Here is a 19,122-nt window from a genome sequence, read left to right as displayed (position 1 = left end):
CCCGCACCGACCGCCCCCGCCGGTCCCTCCTCCGCACCGCCCTCATCTGGACGACGACCGCTCTGCTGGCCGTCCTGGTCGCGGCGGCGCTCCTGTTCCACGCGTCCGGCGGACGCTGGTTCATCGTGCAGACGCCCTCCATGGGTACGGCCGCCCCCGTCGGCACCCTCGTCCTCACCGAGCCGACGGCCCTCGAGGACGTCCGGGTCGGCGACGCGGTCAGCTTCCACCCCACCACCACGCCCGACGAGACCTACACCCACCGGGTCGTCGAGATCGCGGACGACGGCACGCTCCGCACCCAGGGCGACATCAACGGTGCCGTCGATCCGTGGGCCACCGGCCAGGACCAGCTCATCGGAGTCGTCACCACGGCGCTGCCGGTGCTCGGCTGGCTCGTGCGCGGCCTGCCGCTGCTGATCATCGGCGCCGTCCTCGTGCAGCTGCTCACCCGCTTCATCGCCTCGCCCACCCAGCGGGCGTCGATGCGGATCCTCGGCCTCTCGCTCGTCGCGTCCGTCACCGTCTTCGTGCTCCGCCCGCTGGTCGGCATCGTCGTCCTCGAGGCCACGGCCGACAGCGGCACGACGAACGCCACGCTCGTCTCGACGGGCGTCCTCCCCATCCGCGTGAGCGCCGAGGGCGCCGACCCCGTCGACCTGGTCTCCGGACAGGTCGGCCGCCTGCAGATCCCGGCGCACGACGGAGACGCCTACGCCCTCTCCTCCGCTCTGCACCTGCCGTTCTGGGGCTGGGTCCTCTTCGTCCTGCTCTGCGCGATCCCGGTGCTCTACACGGTCTTCGTCGGCCTCCCCGGCGAGCCGGAGCGGACCGCCGAGCGCGGCCGCCGCGCCGCCCGCGAGGAGGAGACGGCATGAGCCGGCACCGCCTCTCCGCCGCCTCGCCGGCCGCGCGGCTGCGCACCCTCCTCGCCCGCCCGAGGTCTGCCGCCGCCGCCCTCGCCGCCGCCGCCCTGGCCGCCGTGCTGCTCACCGCCCCTGCCACCTCCGGCGCGTACACCGCCTCGATCCTGAACTCGACCAACACGGTCGGCAGCGCCGCCGCGTTCTTCACCTGCGACGGCGCCCTCGCCGCCGACCGCGGGGCCGCGCTCTTCGCCTACACGCTCGCGCAGCCGAGCGGATCGACGACCGCGCCCGACACGGACTCCGGCCAGTACCCGGGCACCTACCGCTCCACCAGCATCTTCCCGACCGCGATGGTCAGCTCCGCCGCGACGCCCAAGGCCTGCCCGCGCGACGCGGGCGGCTCCTGGACGCCGAACGGCACCAACCAGTACCTGAGCACGCCGCTGGAGATCAGGAACCCCGGCACCTTCAGCACCGAGATCTGGTTCAAGACCACGAACGCGGGCGGCAAGCTCTTCAGCTTCAGCGCGGGAGCCACCGCTCCCGGCGGCCAGTACGACCGCCACACCTACATCGGTGCCGACGGCAAGCTCGTCTTCGGCGTCTACAACGGCGCCGCGCAGACCATCACGAGCACCCGAGCCGTCAACGACGGGCTCTGGCACCACGTCGTCTCCACGCTCTCGCCGACGGCGGGCATCGCGCTCTGGGTCGACGGCGTGAAGGTCGCCTCGAACAGCACGTACCGCACGGCCGAGAACACGACGGGCACCTGGAAGATCGGATACGACAGCCTGGGCGGCCAGTGGCCGAACGTCGGCTCCTCGTACTTCGGCGGGAGCCTGCGCTACGCCGCGGTGTACTCGACGGTCCTCACGCCGGAGCAGATCCAGACGCACTACGCGGCAGGACGCTGAGCGAACGGCCCGGTCGGCGGCGCCTCCGCAGCCCTAGGGTGAGCGGATGAGCACCCCCGCCCTCTCGCGCCGCGCCCGCTTCCACCAGCGGTTCCTCGTGGAGGAGCGCGTGATGGCCCCGGAGGCGCGCCGCGGCCTCGACCGGGCCGGCTTCGGCCTCATCGGCGTCGGCGTCGTCCTCTTCGCGGCCTTCACCGCGCAGGTCGCGAGCGGCACCGGCCTCACCGTCCTCGATCCGGTCGTCGCCGAGTGGTTCCGCGAGAAGCGCTCCGCCGAGGGCACGGTCGTGATGGACGCGCTCGCCACCGTCTTCGGGCCGGTCTACCTGCCGGTCATCATCCTGGCGGTGCTCGTGCTCTGGTTCGTCCTCGCGCGGCACCTCTGGCGGCCGATCCTCCTGGCCGGCGGCATGCTCGTCGGGATGCTCAGCGTGCAGCTGGCCGCTCACCTCGTGATGCGGATGCGCCCGCCGGTTGAGTACATGCTGCTCGGGCCCGACGTCACGTTCTCGTTCCCCTCCGGCCACGTCACCGGCGTGAGCGACTTCTTCCTGATCACCACGTTCCTCCTCGCCTCCCGCCGCTCCTCCCGGAGCTGGATGATCGGGGGCTTCGCGCTCTCGCTCGGGATGATCGCCGGCCAGATCGTCGCCCGGCTCTACCTCGGCTACCACTGGCTGACCGACACGCTCGCCTCGGTGTCGCTCGCCCTGATCGTGCTCGGCTCGGTGATCGTCATCGACACCCGCCGGACCGCGGTCGTGCGGGGCGACGCGGGCTGACCGGCGGGGCGGCTCCCTCTGCGGCGAGGAGCCGACCGCGGGAGCAGGCCCTGTCGTCAGCCCCGGTCGGCCGGATCCTCCTCGGTGACGATCGGCACCGGCTCCGTCACGCCGATCGTGCTGACGATCGGGACGATCCCGGTGCGGGTGAACGGCTCCTCGGCGGCCGGCGCCGGCTCGTCGGGCAGCGGTGCGGGGTCGACCGCGGCCGGCGCCGACGGGTCGGACGCCGTGAGGCCGGATCCGCCGCCCGGCGCCGTGACGACCTGCGCGGTGTCCGCCTGCCCGGCCTCGGCGCCGTCGGGGTAGAGGACGTCGGCGGCGAGGGCCTGCTCGATCCCGCGGTCCCGGCGGGTCCGGGCGCGGACCGGCGCCACCGCCCGCACGATCGGGGTGCGCAGGCGGCGGTAGGCGATCCGGCCGAGCGTGACTCCGCCGGCGAGGCCCAGCGCGATCATGCCCGCCTGGAGCAGGAGCTCGATCCCGGCGCTCGGGCCGGCGTTCGAGGTGAGGCCGAGGACGCCGCGGTAGAGGGTGAGGCCGGGCAGGAGGGGGACGATCGCGCACGCGGTCGTCACCACGGTGGGCACCCGCATCCGCTCGGCCAGCATCTCGCCGAGCAGGCCGATCGCCAGCGCCGGGAGGGCGTTGGCCATGAGCGGCGCGAAGCCCGAGGTGGTCAGCGAGTCGGAGACAAGGAACGCGCCGGCTCCGGTGAGGGCGGCGATGAGCGCGGGCCGCGGCGGGGTGTGCGACGAGAGCGCCCAGGCGCCGGCCGCGACCCCGGCGCCGAGCACCTGCACGGCCGCCGGCCAGGGGCGGGCGTAGGAGTCGACCAGCACCAGCTCGACCCCGAGCGAGCGCGCGCCGTCGAGCACCACGGCGATGCCGACGACGATGCCCAGCGTCAGCAGCCCGACCTCGAGCAGCCGGCCGCCCGCGGTGATCGGGAACCCGTTGATCGCGTCGTCCGCCGCTCCCACGAACGAGAGCCCGGCGAGGAGCACGACCACCCCCGACGCGACGACGAGCGCGGGCGGCAGTACCGCCAGCTCCACGGGCAGCCGCGGCACGACCGCGAGCAGCACCACCGCCACTCCGGTCGCCAGCGCGGCGCCCGCGATCTGCTGGAAGAAGGCGGGCAGGCCCCAGCGGGCGAGCAGCTGGTTGACCAGGTCGATCGCGGCGGCCGTCGCGGCGGCGAGGAGCACGACGAGGGGTCCGCCCCCGAGCAGGAGCGCGACGCCCGCGGCCATCAGCGCGAGCGTGAGGGTGACGACTCCGCGGCGGTAGCGGTGCGGCTGGACGAGGATCGCGTCGAGCCGGTCGTGCGCGGCCTCGAACTGGTGCCGGGCCTCCTCGCGGGCCTCGGCGGAATCGACGGCGTCGGCGACCCGCACCTCCGGCGAGCCCTCGGTGATGGCGGTGACGAGCGCCGTCACGCGGGCGAGCCGCTCGTAGTCGGCGCTGCGGGAGGGGACGACGCGCAGCACGCTCACGCTGGGGGAGTCGTCGCCTCCGTCGTGCACGACCAGGATCGACGTGAAGGTGAGGTCGACCTGGCACTCGATGCCGTACGCGCGGCACACCCGCTGGATCGTCTCGGTCACCTCGGCGGCCGCGGACCCCAGCGAGAGCAGCGTCTCGCCCAGCCGCACGGCCAGCTCGAGCACTCCGCGGACCGTCTGCTCGGCGAGGAGCGCGCGCTGCGCCCGACGGCTCACCGGGGCCGCGGGCCGCTGCCCGCCGAGCTTGCCGACGACCTGCTGCAGAAGACGAGGAGAGCGCACCGTCCAGGGTAGGCACGCAGGGGCCGGTCCGGGGACGGGTTGCGCCGGCTTTCCCGCGGATGTCCGAGCAGCAGTCCTCAGAAGCAGGCGAGCACCCGGGTCGTCAGCCAGAGGGCGGCCTCGAGCTCGGTGTGCAACTCCCGGCCGAGGGCGAGCCAGCGCTCCTCCGCCTCGGCGCTCCTCCAGCCCTCGAACACGTCGCATCCGGACGCCCAGAGCTCCTGCCAGCGGAGCAGCGGTCCGTGCAGGGCCTCCGGGACGCCGATCGCACCCGGATCGTCGATCGGGCCGTCGACCGCCCAGAGCGGATACTCCGCGCAGTGGTCCGGGTACAGGCGGAGGTCGGCGAGCCGCCCCTCCCGATCGGCCCGCGCGCGGGCGAGGGTGTCCTCCTCGGTCGCGAACGGCGGGACGATCCACTCGATCTGCGTGACGGGATCGACGACTCGGCGTTCCACGGCTCCTCCTCCGCTCCTCGATGCGCGCACGACGGTAGCAGGGCCGTTCCGCGCCGCATCGGAGGGGGCCTGCCTACACTGGCGAGCGACTGCGTCCGCGAACGGGCGGGCGGGGCGAGGGGTGGGAGCGCATGAGGGTTCACGAGCGCGCGGTGCGGCACGGGCGGCTCCGGCGGCGGTCCGGGGTGCGGACAGTGGTGGTCGGGATCGCGGCGGTGGTCGGCGTCCTCGCTGTCAGCGCCACCTCGCTCGTGGCGATCGCGACGGTGAGCATCAGCCGGAACGTCGCCGACAACGCGGTCGACCTCGGCGTCGCTCCTCCCACCGCCGGGAACGTGCAGATGGGCGCGGTCGAGGGCGGCTTCGACGTCCTGGTGGTCGGCACCGACAACGACGCCACGCAGGGCGACTCCTTCGGCGTCCGCGACGACACGCTCAACGACGTCAACATCCTGCTCCACGTCTCGGCCGACCACCGCAGCGCGACGGTGATCAGCTTCCCGCGCGACCTGATCCTGGACCGTCCCGCGTGCACCGACCCCGAGACGGGCGTCGTCACCGAGGCGGCCGCCGGCGTCCCGCTCAACTCCGCGTTCCAGTACGGCGGGCTCGCCTGCGTCAACGACACCCTGCAGCAGTTCACCGGCCTGACGGTGCCCTACGCCGGCTGGGTGTCCTTCAACGGCGTCATCGAGATGAGCAACGCCGTCGGCGGGGTCCCGATCTGCCTCACCGGTCCGATCCTCGACACCGACTCGGGCCTGGACCTGCCCGCCGGCACCTCCACCGTCTCCGGGTCGATGGCCCTCTCGTTCCTCCGCAGCCGCCACGGCGTCGGCGACCAGAGCGACCTCAGCCGCATCTCGTCGCAGCAGCAGTACCTGGCCTCCCTGATGCGCACCGTCCGCTCGGCCGACACCCTCTCGAACATCCCCGCCCTCTACGGACTCGCGCAGGCGACTTCGTCGAACGTGCACCTGTCGACGTCGCTCACGAGCCCGGCGACGATGATCTCGCTCGCCCTCGCGCTGAAGGACGTCGACCTCTCGAAGATGGTGTTCGTGCAGTACCCGGCGCTCGACGACCCGGACTACCCGGGCAAGGTCGTGCCGAACGCCGAGGTCGGCGCCGAGCTCATGAGCCGCGTCCTCAACGACCAGCCGGTGACCCTCGCGTCCGACGCTCCGGCGGAGGAGGCGCCCGCGGCGGAGACGCCCGCGGAGGGCGGCGCGGCTCCGACGGATCCCGCTCCCGTCGCCGTCGACGCTCCGGGTCAGACCGCGGCGGAGGAGACCTGCGCGGTGCCGTCCGACTGACCCGACAGGTCTCGCGACGACGAAGGCGCCCGGGCGGTGTGCCCGGGCGCCTTCGTCGTGCGCGGTGCGCGGCCGTCTACGCGCGGCGGCGGCGGAGCACCGTCAGGGCGAGACCGCCGAGGATGCCGAAGGCGGCCAGGGCGAGCGGCGCGGTCGTCGAGACGCCGGTCGAGGCGAGGACGGGGCGGTGGCCGCCCGTCTGCGCCGCGGGTCCGGAGCCGGCCGGGTGCACTGCGGGCCCGGCGCCGGCAGGGTGCGCCGTGACGGCGGCGACCGCGGCGGAGCAGTCGGCCTCTCCGGCGATCGGGTCCTCCTCCGTCAGCGTGTAGTCGTAGGAGGTGCTCGCCACGAGACCGCTCGACGTGCCGCGGGCGATGACGCAGTAGATCTCGCTCGCCGGGTCCTGCAGAGGGTACTCGCCGAGGGAGATCAGGCTCCAGCCGAGCCCGTCGACGCCGACCTCGAGGCTCGAGCCGCCGCCCGTGAGCGTCTGGCGCGCACCCGAGGTCGAGAAGACGCCGATCGAGACGGTCTCGTCCGCGCCGAAGCCGAGGAGAGCGCCACCGCTGGTGGGCTGTCCGTCCGCCGGGGCGGGCTCGGGCGAAGCCCCCTGGGGCCAGATCCGGATCGCGGTGCGCGAGGGGACCTGCTCCAGCGACGACGTCACGGAGCGTCCGCTGGTCTCTCCCGTGGCGGTGACGGAGAAGGTGCCCAGCTGGTCCGCCATGGTGTCGGCGTCGAGCAGGACGAAGGCCTCGCCCGAGAGCGGGGTCGGCGCGGGGGGCACGAGGGCGGAGGTGCTGCCGTCGGGCGCGGTGAGCGTGACGGACACGTCCTCGCCGCGGTCGAATCCGCGGAACGAGGCGACGACGCCGTAGATCCGGAACTCTCCGACCTGGATGTCCGCACCGGCCGGGAGCACCCCGCCGTCCTCCCGGTTCTGGAAGACGACGCTCGTGTCGGGCTGCGTCACGGTCAGCTCGACGGCATCGGAGGCGACACGGGCGCCCGAGGCGTCGAGTCCCTCCGCGACGACGGAGATCGTCTCGCCGGGGAGCGGGAGGTGGGGGTCCACCGCGACGCCGTCCGCGTCGGTGGGGAGCCAGTCCTGGAGGCGGAGCTCGCCGGAGGCGGTGATCACGCTGGTGGTGACGGCCTCCTCCGAGGCGCCGTCGCGGAGCACGACGACGGCGACGGTGCCGGGCTGGAAACCGGTCCCGGACACGTCCAGGCCGCCGGCCCAGCCCTCCGCCGAGGGGATCGCGGAGAACGCCGAGCCCGCTTCGTAGGTGGTGCGGTCGAGGGCGATCGCCAGGGGCGACTGCGCGCTCTCGACGGGCGCGGTGGTCGGAGCCGGAGTGGGCGCCGGAGTCGAGGCCGGCTGCGGCGTCGCCGTGGGCTCCGGAGTCGCGGTCGGCTCCGCGGTGGGAGCCGGCTCGGCCGGTGCGGGGCTCGAGGCGGCGTCAGGGACGACCTCGGTGGCCAGGGCGACGGACGGGAACGCGAGCGCCCCCAGCAGTGCCGCAGTGGTGATGATGGTGACGCCGTGGCGTCGTCGCGCAGAACGCACGATTCCTGCTTTCTCCGAGCCGCTGATCGCGGTCGGCTTCCCCATGAGCGGGGGACGATCGCCCCCTGTGGCCGAGTGTGTCCTATGCGGAACCTCAGCCGGTGCCGGATCCTGCAACGATCCGATCACGCCGCGCGGCGCGAGGTGACGGTTCGGTCACGGCCGGGCGCGGCGATTCTGACGGGCCGGTGGTCGTCGCTCTCCGGAGGCTCCTCAGGCCGGCGGCACGACCAGCAGGACCACGCCGATCGCGGCGCTCACCGCGGCGACCACGCACCAGCGCTCCGCCCGGGTTCCCGCGGGTCCGCGCGTCCGCGCCACGGCGCCGAGACCGATCGCGAGCACGGCGATGCCGATCTGCAGGGCCACCGTCGTCCGGATCAGCGCCCACGCCTCGAAGGCGCTCGCTCCGGTCGATCCGGTGGCGAGGAGCGGCACTCCGCCGACGCCCGCCGGGACGAGCAGCAGGCCGGATCCGATCGCCAGCGCCGCGATCAGGTGGGCGAGCACGTCGTCCAGCGCGGTCCGAGGCGGCGCGCCGACCGGCGCGAGGGCGGCGGTGCCGGGCCTGATCGCGACCGTGCGGAGGTGCATGGGGCGAGCGTAGGCCCGGACCGCACCCGAGCGGACCCCCTGCGGAGGCCCCTGTCCGGTGGGCATTCCGGGGGAGGATCGGCGCTGAGCGAGTAGTCGAGGGCCCCGCCCTCCGGTCGCTCGTCGACGCCGTCCGTGCGGCTCGCTTCACGCCCGTCAGTCGCTGCTCCCGGTCCAGGTCCCTTCGATCACCTGGATCAGGTCGTGCCGCTCATCGGGGCCCAGATCCGGTTCGAACTCGACGACGAGCCGGTCCGACCGGTAGACGTCCCTCGTGTTGTACACCGTCGCCTGCCGCGCGAGATCGAGGGAGTGGTAGCGGTGGATCGACGCCCCGGGCCCGTCGACGCCCTCCACGCACCCACGACGATCTCCGCAGGCCTCCCTGCTCGGAGCGGCAGCGCGCTCGAGTCCGTCCAGCTCCGCGCGGGTGACGTCCCGGATCGTGATCCTCGATCTCGAGTCGTCGAGGAGGAGCCCCGCTCCGAAGACGGCGGCTCCGCCGACGACGGCCCCGACGACGAGACCCGCCGCCCCGAAGACGACGGCGGTCCGGCCGACCGTTCCCGTGGCTCTGCTCGTCGCTGTCATGGAGGTCCTCTCTTCGGCCGGCTGCTCGGGCGGACGGCGGAGTGCCACCGCATCCGGAGAACCTCCCAGCGCTCATCGGCGGAGTCAAGAGCGCACACCTCGATGGCAGGAGATGTGGCGCGATCGTCGACGCAGAGGGTGCAGCAGCAGGCTCCGCATCCGCCCGGCGCCTCCGCCTCAGGCGCCGTCTCCGGCAGGATCAGGGGATGCGCCTGCAGACCCTCACCACCGGATCCGGACCACGACACGTCGGGCTGGTGCACGGTCTCGGCGCGTCGGCGACGACCTGGGGGCCGTTCGTCGAGCGGCTCGTCGCGACCGGCCGCTACACGGTCACGGCCGTCGATCTGCGTGGGCACGGCGCGAGCCCGCGGGCGGAGTCGTACCGGATCGACGACATGGCCGCTGATCTGGTCGAGTCGCTGCCGGCGGGGCTCGACAGCGTGGTCGGCCACTCGCTCGGCGGCGCGGTGCTGCAGCGCGCCGTCGCCGCACTCGCGCCCGGCCGGGCCGTCTACCTCGATCCCGGGTTCGCCCTGTCGCTGCCGACGAGCGGCCTCGCCGGACGGCTGTTCTGGGCGGTGCCGCTCCTGTCGCTCGGCCTCGCTCAGCTCGGACAGGCGCGGGCGGGCGCCGCGGTCCGCGCCGCCTACAGCCCCGAGACCCGCGCGCTCCTCGACGACGCGAAGAAGCGGTTCGACGCGCGGATGGCCGTCGGCGTGTTCCGGGACGTCGCCTTCCACCCGGTCCCGGTCGAGGCGCCGACGGTCCCGTCGACGGTCGTGCTCTCCGACCAGTCGCCGGCGGTGCTGCCGGACGCCCTGGCCGCGCGGCTCGAGCAGCGGGGCTGGCAGGTGCGCCGGCTCCCGGGCGTGCACCACGACATGCAGCTCGAGGACCCGGACAGGACGTTCGCCGCGATCGCGGACGTGCTCTAGCCGCCCCCTCCGCGGGTCGGGCGCCGGTGAACGGGGATTCCGGGTGCATCCGTACCTCGCGGATCAAGACGTCGGGCGATCCCGGAGGCCCGCCCGCTGTCCTCCTGCGCCCGCGGTCAGCGGACGGTCGTCGCGGCGTTGTCGGCGTTGCTGCGCATCGACGGGTCCGGTGTCCTGACCGAGAACGCGGCGGCGAAGGCGGTCGCGGTGCCGGTGCGCGTGGCCGTGACGGTGATCCTCTCGGTGACGGTCTGCCCGTTCGCGAGACTCGAGCGCGGGAAGATCACGATGCTCCCGATGCGGCTGTACGAGCCCGTGGCGGACTCGAACTGCACGGTCGGGGGGAGGATCACCTTCGAGTAGACGGACGTCGACGCGGAGGGTCCGGCGTTCTTCGTGATGAGCGTGTACGTGAACGTCCTCCCCTTCACCGCGGTGGTCGGAGCGGAGACGTCGACGCGCAGGTCGGCCCTCGTGGTCGCCTTCTGCGGAGAGACGGTCAGCGTGCTCGCCGCCTCGACGGTGCCCGCCGGGTTCACCGCGCGGAGGGTGAAGCCGTACGTCCCCGCGGTGGTCGGAGTACCGGTGAGGCGCCCCGAGCCGTCGAGGGCGAGCCCAGGAGGCAGAGTGCCCGACGCGACGGTGACGACCGGCGCCGGGGATCCGGTCGCCGTGTACGTGAAGTCGTAGGCGGAGCCGACCACGCCGGCCGCGGCCGTCCCCGAGAGGGTCGGAGCGGTCGCCGCCGGTCCAACGGCGAGGGTGTGGGGCGTGCCGGTGGTGGTGCCGAAGGTGGTGCGGGCGGACACGGTGAAGGAGGACGCTCCCTCGACGGTCGGGGTGCCGGAGAGGACGCCCGCGGAGGTGAGGGTCAGGCCGGCCGGGAGGGACCCGGAGGCGAGCTCGAACGTCGACGCGCCGCCGGTGGCGAAGGTGTAGGAGAAGGGCGCTCCGAGAGGCGCCGTCGCCGGAGGGGCGTCGGCCGTGAAGACGGGCCGAGCGCCGAGGGCGAGGCTGTGGAAGCTGCCGCCGGACACGGCGGTGGCGCCGGTGAGTCCCGTCGGCACGGAGGCCTCGCCGAAGCCGTCGTAGCCCCAGGCGGTGACGGTGCCGTCGCGGCGCACAGCGAGGCTGTGGTACCCGCCGGCGGCGACGGCGGTGACGTCCGCGAGGCCGTCGGGGACATCGGACTGGCCGTCGCTGTCGCTGCCCCAGGCGACGACGGTCCCGTCCGAGCGCAGCGCGAGGCTGTGGGAGGCTCCGGCGGAGACGGCGGTGACGCCGGTGAGTCCCGGGGGCACGTCGGTCTGCCCGAAGGCGTCGTATCCCCAGGCGGTGACGGTGCCATCGCGGTGCAGCGCGAGGTCGTGGAATCGGCCGGCGGCGATGGCGACGACTCCGCTGAGCCCGTCCGGCACGGTCGCCTGGCCGTAGAAGTCGTATCCCCAGGCGGTGACGGTCCCGTCGCCGTGCAGGGCGAGGTTGTGGTAGCCGCCGGCAGCGATGGCGGTGACGTCGGCGAGCCCGTCCGGCACTGTGGCCTGCCCGTCGCCGTCGTCGCCCCAGGCGGTGACGGTCCCGTCTCTCCGCAGGGCGAGGCTGTGGTTCACGCCGGCGTCGACGGCGACGACGTCGTCCAGACCGGTCGGCACGGTGGCCTGCCCGCTGCTGTCCTCGCCCCAGGCGGCGACGGTGCCGTCGCTGCGCAGGGCGAGGCTGTGGGAGCCGCCCGCGGCGATCGCCGTCGCGTCGGTGAGCCCAGCCGGCGCAGTGACCTGCCCGCTGGAGTCGTCACCCCAGCCGACGACACCGGTCGCAGCGGGAGCCGCGGCGACCGCGGACAGGGGAGCCGTGGTCCCGAGGAGGAGCGCGACGGTCGCCGTCAGCGCGAGCAGGCCGAGCGCCGGCCGAGGCCTCGTCCTCCGCTCAGGGGTCGAGCGGGCCGTACCGGCGTCCGGGTCGGTCGGGCGGGAGGCGGAGGGAGAGCGCATGCTGGAGCCTTCGATCGGGTCGACCGTGGGCGGCCGTCTCCGAACAGTGGCACCCGGTCCCACCGCCGACAACAGCCTCTAGCGGACATGTCCGCAACAGGGCAGGGGCCGGTGCGCGGAGGATGCGGTGGCCTCGTCTCGTCCCCCGCGGAGCATCCCCCACCGGTGCCCGGGGCCGGTCCCGACGGATCGCGCGCAGGCGTCTCGCGCGGACCGATCGCGGCGAGACGTTCTCCTCCCGGCCACCCGTGCCGGACGGCCCGGCCCCTACCGTGGCCGCATGACAGCAGCGGAGTCAGGACGTCCCGGAGCCCGAGAGCGGAGCTCGAGCCGGATCCTCGCGGCCGGCGCCCTGATGCTCGCCTCGGCCGGGCTGCAGCAGCTCGCAGCCGCCCAGCGCTGGGCCGTCGCCGGGCCGATCCTGGGCGAGCAGGCGATCGAGGACCACCGGTACGACTACTCGTGGCCCTCCGATCCGTGGGAGAACATCGGATCGGCAGCGCAGCTGCTCGGGATCGGGCACCTCCTCGTCGCTCTCGCCGTCCTCGCCGCGGTCGGTCCGGGACGGCGGCGCCCGGTCGCGGTGATGCGGACCGTGGTCGCCGCGGCGTTCGGCTGCCTCGGCCTGCACGCGGTCCTGTCCGGGATCCTCGGAGCACCGACGATCCTGCAGGCGATGCTCCCGGCGGTCCTGCTGGGACTGGCCGCACCCGCCGGCCTGCTCGTCCTCGCGGTCCTCGTGGCGAGGACGTCGCCCCTCCGCGCCGCGTCCTTCGTCCTCCTGATCGGATCGACGCTGCCCGGCTACCTCGTCGCGACGTTCGCGATCGCTCCCGCGCTCGTCGGCTACCAGTCGTACGACACCACGCCCTGGACGGAGTCGGTCGTCGCCGCCTCGGTGGCGCTCGCCGGGGCGGCGCTCCTGCTCGAAGCGCTGATCCGCTCGATCGTGCATCGCGCGGGGGCCGTGCCGCGTCGCGAGTCGCCGGGAGCCGACGCGTCCTGATCGAACGGCGGGCTCACCCGGCCCGCTCGGTCGTGCCGATCCCCCCGGACGCGAGGAAGGGCCGCCCCGAGGGACGGCCCTTCCTGCGACTCCGCCGGCCCGCGCTCCTCCAGAGGAGCCGGGCCGACGAGTGCTCAGTGCTGGCGGATCCTGTCGATCAGCTTCCCGCCGATGTCCTTGACCTTGTCGGTGATGGGGGTGCTCGACTTCGGGCGCTCGGTGACGGTGAACGGCAGGGTGATCGCCTTGCCGGTCTGGTCGCCGGTCACCGTGACGCTGTAGTCGCCGGGCGTGGTGGGCGCCTTCGCCGTGACGGTGAGGCCGCCGCCGGCGAGGTCGCGGGTCGCGGTGCGGTCCGTGAAGAGGGGCGCGGAGCCGATCAGCTGCGTGTCCCCGTTGAAGCCCTTCGCGGTGAGGGTGACGTCGGCTCCGGGGGCGAACGACGAGCCGGAGAGCTCGGCGGTGGCTTCGAAGCTCATCGAGCGGATGTCGCGGTCCACTCCGAGCGCGTTCGTGATGGTGAAGAACGTGTCGGTCTGGTCGGTGAGCCCGGCGACGTTCGCCGCGCCCGGCCCGTAGGCGGCGATGCGCAGCTGCGTTCCGGTGTGCTGCTGCGATCCGCCCTCGGCGGCGGTGCCGTACGACACCTTCATGGTGCTGCCGTCGGCGGTCTTCAGCGCGGTGCTGAGCGAGGTCGGCGGGGTCGAGTCGACGATCTGGCTGGAGTGGGCGTGGTCGGCGGTGACGATGACGAGGGTGTTCCCGTCCGCCTCGGCGAACGCGAGCGCGGCCTGGACGGCCTCGTCGAGGTCGACGGTCTCGCCGATCTGGCCGCACGCGTTCGCAGCGTGGTCCTGCTTGTCGATGCTCGCGCCCTCGACCTGGAGGAAGAAGCCCTTGTCGCCGGTGTCGAGGAGGTCGATCGCCTTCTCGGTCATGGAGCGGAGCGTCGGCTGCTCGGCCGGACGGTCGGGGTTCGCGACGCAGGTCTGCGGGGCGGCGTCCGCTCCGCCGACCGTCGCCGGGGTGGGCGCGTAGCGGACGGGCAGGTTGCCGGAGTTGAACAGTCCGAGCACGGGCGCGTCCTGGTCGGCGACGGTCAGCGCGTCGAGCTGCGCGGCGGTGGCGGCAGTCGTGGCGTCCCCGAGCACCTGGAAGCCGCGCTCCGCGGCCTGCTGGAACAGCGGCTCGCCGCTCCAGTTGCCGGCGCGGGCGACCTGCGCGAAGCTGGCCGAGCCTCCGCCGAGGGTCAGGTCGGCGCGGGTGTCGAGGATCTGCTCGCTGATCGAGCCGAGTCCGCCGTTCTCCAGCGCGTCGTCGCCGCAGCTCGCGCTGTCGGGTCCGTAGCAGCTGCGGGCGTCGACGTGGGCGGCCTGCACGGCCGGGGTGGCGTCCTGGATCTCGGCGGTGGTGACGTTGCCGGTCTTCAGGCCGTTCGCCTTCGCGATCTCGAGGAGGGTGTCCTTGCGCTGCTGGTCGATGTCGACCGAGATGGCGTTGTCGTAGGTCTTGGTGCCGGTGGCCCAGGCGCTGCCGGTGGCGGCGGAGTCGGGCACGTAGTCCGGGGCGCCCTTGACGGCGCCCGTCGCCGGGTCGTCCGCACGGTAGAGCGAGTAGGTCGTGTACTGGCCGGTGATCGGCAGGGCGTCGATCCCGGGGAAGCGGCCGGCCGCTCCGTACTGGTAGTTGCGGGCGACGGTGATCTCCGAATCGCCCATGCCGTCCCCGATGAGGAGGATGACGTTCTTCGCGTCCTGCTCCTTCACCGCTGCGCGCAGCGAGTCGGAGAGGTCGGCGTCGACCGGGGAGATGCGGGCGGCTCCGCCGGTGGCGGAGAGGTCGGCGGCACCGACGGCAGTGGCGGCGCCGGGTGCGGCCAGGGCGGCGGCGCAGACCAGAGCAGCGGCCGAGAGGGCCAGAGCGGAGCGTCCGCGGTTCGCGGAGCGGAACAGTCGTGTCACGTCGTGGACTCCTTGAGAGGTGAGACCCCGGAAAGGGGCACGCTCATCTCACTCCTCATCGCCGCGTCGGTGGGTGAACGGTGATGCATAGCTGAGTGAACTTTCCGACGAGGGCTCTCGGCCCCGGCGGCCCGCCGGAGCGTCCTGCCGACCGGCGTCCTGCCGACCGGCGCTCACCGGGAGCGTCGGTCGGCAGGGGCGCGGTCGCCGGGAGCCTTTCGGGTCAGCGCTGGACGAGCGGAACGGCGATGTCCGTGACGTTCGCCCCGATGGCGCCGAGCGGAGTCGCCGTGCCGTTCAGCAGTCCGATCTCGTAGAGCGACCCGTTGACGGCGGCGAGGCCGACCGAGCCGATGGAGCTGCCGTTGCGGAGGACGGAGTAGATGTCGAAGCCGGTCGCACCCGCTGCGTCGAGGCCGAGCTTCCCGGTCGGCGCCAGGGTGCCGGCGTTGGCCGGGGACTGGATCGCGATCTGGTCGAGGGCCGTGTCGAGGACGAACAGGGTGGTCGCGCTGTTCGCGTCGAGGTCGTTGTTCGTGTACGCGGCCCCGGCGACACCGGTGGCCACGGCGGGCGCGGCGTAGCTGAGCGTGCCGTCGGCGACCGTCGCGGCGCCCGCGGTGGCGAACGGCTGACGGAGGTTCTGGCCCGTGTCGCTGACCACGCGCAGCGCGTTGGCGGCGGGGTTGAAGTCGACGCCGAAGGAGGTGCCGCTCAGCGCCACGGTGAGACGGGTCACCTGAGTGGCCACGCCGGTGGACGGGTTGATGGAGTAGACGCCGGCGCTCGCCGCGTTGTCGCCGACGCCGTAGAGGGCGCCGTCCTGGACCCGGTAGTCGATGCCGACGAGCGCGGTGTCGCCGCCGGTGAGGCCGGTGACGGCGACGCGGTTCGTGACCTTGCCGGGCTTGGTCGGGTTGAACTGCACGAGCTTCGTGCCGCCGTCGGAGAGTCCGACGACCCGCAGCTTCGCCGCCACGGAGCGGACCGCGTTGATCAGGTTCCTGTCCGACGCGCTGCTGGAGTCGCTGGTCGCCGCGGCGGGAGCGACGCTGCTCGCACCGGCGAGCACGGGTGCCACCGCCATCACGCCCGCGACGGCGACAGCTGCGATACCGACTCTGATGTTCCTGGTCATCGTGCACTCCTCGAGACTTGCGGTCGCCGGAGATCGGCGGCTCGGAGGGGGATACCGTCCGGAGCGCGCGAGCGTTCATCCGATCCGGAGATCCGTGCCCCGTCACTCCAGAGAGCCGTCGGCGAACCGGCGGAGCGCGGCCGCGTAGCGGTCCGGGTCCCGGTGGTCGCTGTCGGTCAGGAGCAGCACCGAGCCGGAGACGGCGCGCGTGTACTCGCCGCGGCAGGGGAGGGTGACCACCGTCGTCAGTCCGGCCTCCCAGGCGGGGACGAGGGAGCCGAGGCAGCGCCGCTCGGGGGCGGCGTCCAGAGGGACGTCCCGTGCGTCCATCCGGGCGGACCGCAGCTCGTCGTGCCAGGCGCGGAAAGGCGCTCCGAGGGAGTCGTCGCCGAAGCGCTCCCGCCAGCCGGGGCCGCGCGCGAGGTCGAGGAGGCGTGCGCGCTCGGGGGATCCGTCGGCGGTGCTGGAGAGCTGCCGGAGGAGCGGGCCGGTCTCGACCGCCAGATGCTCGACGCAGTCCTGCCACAGCTGAGGCCAGGCGCGCTGCTCGTCGGCGCCGGGCTCCGCCGACCCGACCCGCTCCGGGGACCGCTCGAGCGGCGGCGGCCCGTCGCCCGCCGGAGTGAAGCCCCACGCTTCGCGGATCCAGAGGAGCTCGAGCAGCGCCGCGGGGTTGTCCTCGACCGTGATGACCATCTCCGACGGCCAGGGGTCGCCGGGAAGAGGACGGGATGCGCGCATGAGAGGAGCTCCTTCCGAGGGGATGAGGTCGGATCGTGCCGGAGAAGGCTCCAGGGAGGCTGGACTCGCGTCGGCCGACGCGCCACTCCTCCGGGCGCCCAGCGGCGTCGCCGGTGATCCTCCTCGCCGGCGGTCGAGGACGGCGCCGAGCGCCTCCCGAATGTCGGTGCCCCCGACCTACACTCGGACGCGTTCGAACACACGTTCGATGCGATGAGGAGGGAGCCGACCATGAGCGTGACCGTCGTGGAGCGCATCGCGACTCCGGCCTCGGACGCCGTCGCCGTCACCTTCCTCGTCACCAGCGAGGCCGTGGCGGCGGGATTCCCGTCGCCGGCGCAGGACTACTTCGACGGGTCCCTCGACCTCAACGACCACCTGATCCGCGACAAGACGTCGACGTTCATCGTCCGCGTCTCGGGCGAGAGCATGGTCGGCGCGGGCATCAGCGACGGCGACGAGCTCGTGGTCGACCGGTCGATCACGCCGACGCACGGGAGCGTGGTCATCGCGATCCTCGACGGCGAGCTGACCGTCAAGCGCCTCGAGCTGCACCCCGGGGGAGTGGTGCTGCGGGCCGAGAACCCGGAGTACCCGCCGATCCACGTCGCCGAGCTGAGCGACCTCCAGGTGTGGGGCGTCGTCACCGTCTGCCTCCACCGGCTGCACCGTGCGCTCTGAACGGCGCATCGCCCTGGTCGACGTGAACTCGTTCTACGTCTCCTGCGAGCGGCTGTTCGACCCCAAGCTCGCCGGCCGGCCCGTTGTCGTCCTCTCGAACAACGACGGCTGCGTGGTCGCGCGCTCCGACGAGGTGAAGCAGCTCGGGATCGAGAACGGCACGCCCTGGTTCCAGATCGAGCCGCTCATCCGCTCCGGTCGCCTCCCGGAAGTGATCGCCCGATCGAGCAACTACGAGCTGTACGGCGAGCTGTCCGCGCGCGTCATGGAGCTGCTGGGCCGCTACTCCGCCTGGCAGGAGGTGTACTCGATCGACGAGTCCTTCCTCGGCGTCGACGGCGACGTGGCGGAGCGGGCGAAGATCGGCCGGGAGATGCGGGCGGCCGTCGCGAAGAACGTCGGGCTGCCCGTCTGCGTCGGCTTCGGACCGAGCAAGACTCTCGCGAAGTTCGTCAACAAGGGCGGAGCGAAGAAGCACCCGCGCCTGGGGGGCGTCTGCGACACGGACTGGTACACGCCCGAGCAGCTCGACGCGCTCATGGCCTCGCAGCACGTCACCGAGCTGTGGGGAGTCGCCGGCCGCACAGGGAAGCGCCTCGCGGAGCTGTCCATCCACACCGTCCGCGACCTCCGCGACGCGGACCCCGCGCTGATCCGCAAGAAGTTCTCGGTCGTCCTGCAGCGCTCCGTCTACGAGCTGCGCGGCGTCGACTGCATCCCGCTCGAGGCCGCCCGCACCGTCCGCGACCAGCTGATCTTCTCCCGGTCGTTCGCCACTCCCGTGACGACGATCAGCGACATGGAGCAGGTGCTCTCCGTCTACGCGCAGCGCGCCGCCCACCGCCTCCGCGCGCAGGAGTCGGTCACCAGGACGATGAGCGTGTTCGCGTCGACGTCGCCGTTCGCGGACGCGCCCTACGAGTCCGCCGGCGGCCTGGCCGGCTTCCCCGTCCCCACGGACGACCCGGTGGCGATGGTGAGGGCCGCGATCGGCACCCTGCGCCCGCGGCTGCGGGAGGGCGCGCGCTACGTGCGGGCCGGCGTCATCCTCACGAACCTGTCGCCCCGGAACTCCCACGCGCTGCTCGAGATCTTCGACACCGCCTTCGACACGAAGGGCCTCGGCGCCACCATCGACGCCGTGACCAAGCGCCACGGCCGGTCCGCGGTCGGCCTCGGGCTGGCAGGCATCCGCACGGGGCCGGTGTGGACGATGAAGCGCGACGCCCTCTCGCTCCGGGCGACGACGCACTGGGGCGAGCTGGCGACGGCCCACGCGCGGTGAGCCCGCCGGCGGGGAGATCGGGTCATCCGACGCGTAGGCGCCCGGGGCGCTCTCGGGCAGGCTCGTCGCCATCGACGAGTGTCGGTGCGGGGACGGCGGGAGGACCCATGGCCGAGAGCTGGCAGGACGCGTCGGTGCGGGGCATCGCGATGATCGAGAACGAGCTGGTCGTGCGCGACTTCCTCGAGGTGTGGAGCGCTCGCGACAGCCGCCAGCTCATCCCGTTCCTGCATCCGGAGGTCGTCTACAGCGCGTCGAGTTCGCAGGAGATCGCGGGGCGGGCGCGGGTCCTCGAGATGTGCGACGAGGTCCACCGGGCGTTCACCGAGATCCGGATCGCCCTCGTCACGATCGCCGTCGCCGGCAGCGTCGTCCTCACCGAGCACGCCCTGCACCTCCGCTCGGACACGGGGGAGGGCCACTGGCTCCGCTGCTTCGGGAGCTACGAGCTCCGCGGCGAGCAGATCGTCACCTGGCGGCAGCTCCATGGGTGAG

General features: G+C 73.4%; 18 protein-coding genes. 9 read left to right on the top strand and 9 right to left on the bottom strand.

What is annotated here, in order from left to right:
• From C5C46_RS16925 to C5C46_RS09910, 3 genes are all read left to right on the top strand, one after another.
• Positions 1-878: S26 family signal peptidase (locus C5C46_RS16925; RefSeq protein WP_104226562.1), on the top strand; the 878-nt coding region annotated here is incomplete at its 5' end.
• Positions 875-1,786 carry a LamG domain-containing protein gene (locus C5C46_RS09915; RefSeq protein ID WP_104226561.1) on the top strand — a complete coding sequence of 304 codons (912 nt, stop codon included), beginning with the start codon at positions 875-877 and terminating at the stop codon, positions 1,784-1,786. The genes C5C46_RS16925 and C5C46_RS09915, both read left to right, overlap by 4 nt.
• A 46-nt stretch (positions 1,787-1,832) precedes the next feature.
• Complete coding sequence (locus C5C46_RS09910; protein ID WP_104226560.1) at positions 1,833-2,567, top strand: phosphatase PAP2 family protein; 735 nt, start codon at positions 1,833-1,835, stop codon at positions 2,565-2,567.
• Between the two features lie 56 nt (positions 2,568-2,623).
• On the opposite strand, the gene C5C46_RS09905 is transcribed toward C5C46_RS09910, so the two are convergent.
• Together C5C46_RS09905 and C5C46_RS16920 are read right to left on the bottom strand one after the other, a co-directional pair.
• A complete protein-coding gene (locus tag C5C46_RS09905; RefSeq protein ID WP_181134165.1) occupies positions 2,624-4,357 on the bottom strand; it encodes a threonine/serine exporter ThrE family protein in 1,734 nt (577 codons plus the stop codon).
• A gap of 77 nt (positions 4,358-4,434) precedes the next feature.
• Positions 4,435-4,815, bottom strand: a complete 381-nt coding sequence (locus C5C46_RS16920; RefSeq protein WP_104324363.1) for a hypothetical protein — start codon at positions 4,813-4,815, stop codon at positions 4,435-4,437.
• A 131-nt stretch (positions 4,816-4,946) separates the two neighbouring features.
• Here C5C46_RS16920 and C5C46_RS09895 point away from each other — a divergent pair, with 131 nt between their 5' ends.
• Positions 4,947-6,131 carry an LCP family protein gene (locus C5C46_RS09895; RefSeq protein ID WP_146078973.1) on the top strand — a complete coding sequence of 395 codons (1,185 nt, stop codon included), beginning with the start codon at positions 4,947-4,949 and terminating at the stop codon, positions 6,129-6,131.
• A 76-nt stretch (positions 6,132-6,207) separates the two neighbouring features.
• On the opposite strand, the gene C5C46_RS09890 is transcribed toward C5C46_RS09895, so the two are convergent.
• The 3 genes from C5C46_RS09890 to C5C46_RS09880 form a co-directional block, all read right to left on the bottom strand.
• Entirely contained in the window at positions 6,208-7,701 is a 1,494-nt protein-coding gene (locus tag C5C46_RS09890) for an LPXTG cell wall anchor domain-containing protein (RefSeq protein WP_146078972.1), read from the bottom strand.
• A gap of 213 nt (positions 7,702-7,914) precedes the next feature.
• Positions 7,915-8,295, bottom strand: coding sequence for a hypothetical protein (locus C5C46_RS09885; protein ID WP_104262235.1), 381 nt, complete (start codon positions 8,293-8,295; stop codon positions 7,915-7,917).
• Positions 8,296-8,451: 156 nt separating this feature from the next.
• Positions 8,452-8,886 (bottom strand): hypothetical protein, encoded by a 435-nt coding sequence (locus tag C5C46_RS09880; protein WP_104226555.1) that lies wholly within the window; start codon positions 8,884-8,886, stop codon positions 8,452-8,454.
• 206 nt (positions 8,887-9,092) lie between these two features.
• Here C5C46_RS09880 and C5C46_RS09875 point away from each other — a divergent pair, with 206 nt between their 5' ends.
• Positions 9,093-9,824: an alpha/beta fold hydrolase gene (locus C5C46_RS09875; RefSeq protein WP_104226554.1), complete on the top strand. Its 732-nt coding sequence runs from the start codon at positions 9,093-9,095 to the stop codon at positions 9,822-9,824.
• A gap of 116 nt (positions 9,825-9,940) precedes the next feature.
• Here the strand turns inward: C5C46_RS09875 and C5C46_RS09870 are convergent, their stop codons facing one another.
• Positions 9,941-11,815: a DUF11 domain-containing protein gene (locus tag C5C46_RS09870; RefSeq protein ID WP_104226553.1), complete on the bottom strand. Its 1,875-nt coding sequence runs from the start codon at positions 11,813-11,815 to the stop codon at positions 9,941-9,943.
• 280 nt (positions 11,816-12,095) lie between these two features.
• On the opposite strand from C5C46_RS09870, the gene C5C46_RS09865 reads away from it, so the two are divergent.
• Positions 12,096-12,821 carry a hypothetical protein gene (locus tag C5C46_RS09865; RefSeq protein ID WP_146078971.1) on the top strand — a complete coding sequence of 242 codons (726 nt, stop codon included), beginning with the start codon at positions 12,096-12,098 and terminating at the stop codon, positions 12,819-12,821.
• Between the two features lie 134 nt (positions 12,822-12,955).
• Here the strand turns inward: C5C46_RS09865 and phoA are convergent, their stop codons facing one another.
• From phoA to C5C46_RS09850, 3 genes are all read right to left on the bottom strand, one after another.
• Complete coding sequence (phoA, locus tag C5C46_RS09860) at positions 12,956-14,782, bottom strand: alkaline phosphatase (RefSeq protein ID WP_308471129.1); 1,827 nt, start codon at positions 14,780-14,782, stop codon at positions 12,956-12,958.
• A gap of 223 nt (positions 14,783-15,005) precedes the next feature.
• Positions 15,006-15,920 carry a DUF4394 domain-containing protein gene (locus C5C46_RS09855; protein ID WP_219812287.1) on the bottom strand — a complete coding sequence of 305 codons (915 nt, stop codon included), beginning with the start codon at positions 15,918-15,920 and terminating at the stop codon, positions 15,006-15,008.
• Positions 15,921-16,022: 102 nt separating this feature from the next.
• Positions 16,023-16,661, bottom strand: coding sequence for a hypothetical protein (locus tag C5C46_RS09850; RefSeq protein WP_104226551.1), 639 nt, complete (start codon positions 16,659-16,661; stop codon positions 16,023-16,025).
• Between the two features lie 231 nt (positions 16,662-16,892).
• On the opposite strand from C5C46_RS09850, the gene C5C46_RS09845 reads away from it, so the two are divergent.
• From C5C46_RS09845 to C5C46_RS09835, 3 genes are all read left to right on the top strand, one after another.
• On the top strand, positions 16,893-17,342 hold the full coding sequence (locus tag C5C46_RS09845) for a LexA family transcriptional regulator (RefSeq protein ID WP_104223301.1): 450 nt from the start codon (positions 16,893-16,895) through the stop codon (positions 17,340-17,342).
• A complete protein-coding gene (locus C5C46_RS09840) occupies positions 17,332-18,627 on the top strand; it encodes a Y-family DNA polymerase (protein WP_104226550.1) in 1,296 nt (431 codons plus the stop codon). The genes C5C46_RS09845 and C5C46_RS09840 overlap by 11 nt, the downstream gene beginning before the upstream one ends.
• A gap of 107 nt (positions 18,628-18,734) precedes the next feature.
• Positions 18,735-19,121, top strand: coding sequence for a nuclear transport factor 2 family protein (locus tag C5C46_RS09835; protein ID WP_104226549.1), 387 nt, complete (start codon positions 18,735-18,737; stop codon positions 19,119-19,121).
• Position 19,122: the final 1 nt, after the last annotated feature.

Source organism: Rathayibacter sp. AY1E6 (genome assembly GCF_002931115.1).
Taxonomy (GTDB): Bacteria; Actinomycetota; Actinomycetes; order Actinomycetales; family Microbacteriaceae; genus Rathayibacter.
Note: the sequence above shows the minus strand (reverse complement) of the source record. Positions and strands in the feature narration are given on the sequence as shown.

What these genes read in the sequence shown, in the direction of transcription:
- C5C46_RS09855 (WP_219812287.1), bottom strand. Translation starts at nt 15,920, where the DNA reads ATGACCAGGAACATCAGAGTCGGTATCGCAGCTGTCGCCGTCGCGGGC.
- C5C46_RS09910 (WP_104226560.1), top strand. Translation starts at nt 1,833, where the DNA reads ATGAGCACCCCCGCCCTCTCGCGCCGCGCCCGCTTCCACCAGCGGTTC.
- C5C46_RS09895 (WP_146078973.1), top strand. Translation starts at nt 4,947, where the DNA reads ATGAGGGTTCACGAGCGCGCGGTGCGGCACGGGCGGCTCCGGCGGCGG.
- C5C46_RS09865 (WP_146078971.1), top strand. Translation starts at nt 12,096, where the DNA reads ATGACAGCAGCGGAGTCAGGACGTCCCGGAGCCCGAGAGCGGAGCTCG.
- C5C46_RS09885 (WP_104262235.1), bottom strand. Translation starts at nt 8,295, where the DNA reads ATGCACCTCCGCACGGTCGCGATCAGGCCCGGCACCGCCGCCCTCGCG.
- C5C46_RS09835 (WP_104226549.1), top strand. Translation starts at nt 18,735, where the DNA reads ATGGCCGAGAGCTGGCAGGACGCGTCGGTGCGGGGCATCGCGATGATC.
- C5C46_RS09845 (WP_104223301.1), top strand. Translation starts at nt 16,893, where the DNA reads ATGAGCGTGACCGTCGTGGAGCGCATCGCGACTCCGGCCTCGGACGCC.
- C5C46_RS09870 (WP_104226553.1), bottom strand. Translation starts at nt 11,815, where the DNA reads ATGCGCTCTCCCTCCGCCTCCCGCCCGACCGACCCGGACGCCGGTACG.
- C5C46_RS09915 (WP_104226561.1), top strand. Translation starts at nt 875, where the DNA reads ATGAGCCGGCACCGCCTCTCCGCCGCCTCGCCGGCCGCGCGGCTGCGC.
- C5C46_RS09850 (WP_104226551.1), bottom strand. Translation starts at nt 16,661, where the DNA reads ATGCGCGCATCCCGTCCTCTTCCCGGCGACCCCTGGCCGTCGGAGATG.
- C5C46_RS09875 (WP_104226554.1), top strand. Translation starts at nt 9,093, where the DNA reads ATGCGCCTGCAGACCCTCACCACCGGATCCGGACCACGACACGTCGGG.
- C5C46_RS09880 (WP_104226555.1), bottom strand. Translation starts at nt 8,886, where the DNA reads ATGACAGCGACGAGCAGAGCCACGGGAACGGTCGGCCGGACCGCCGTC.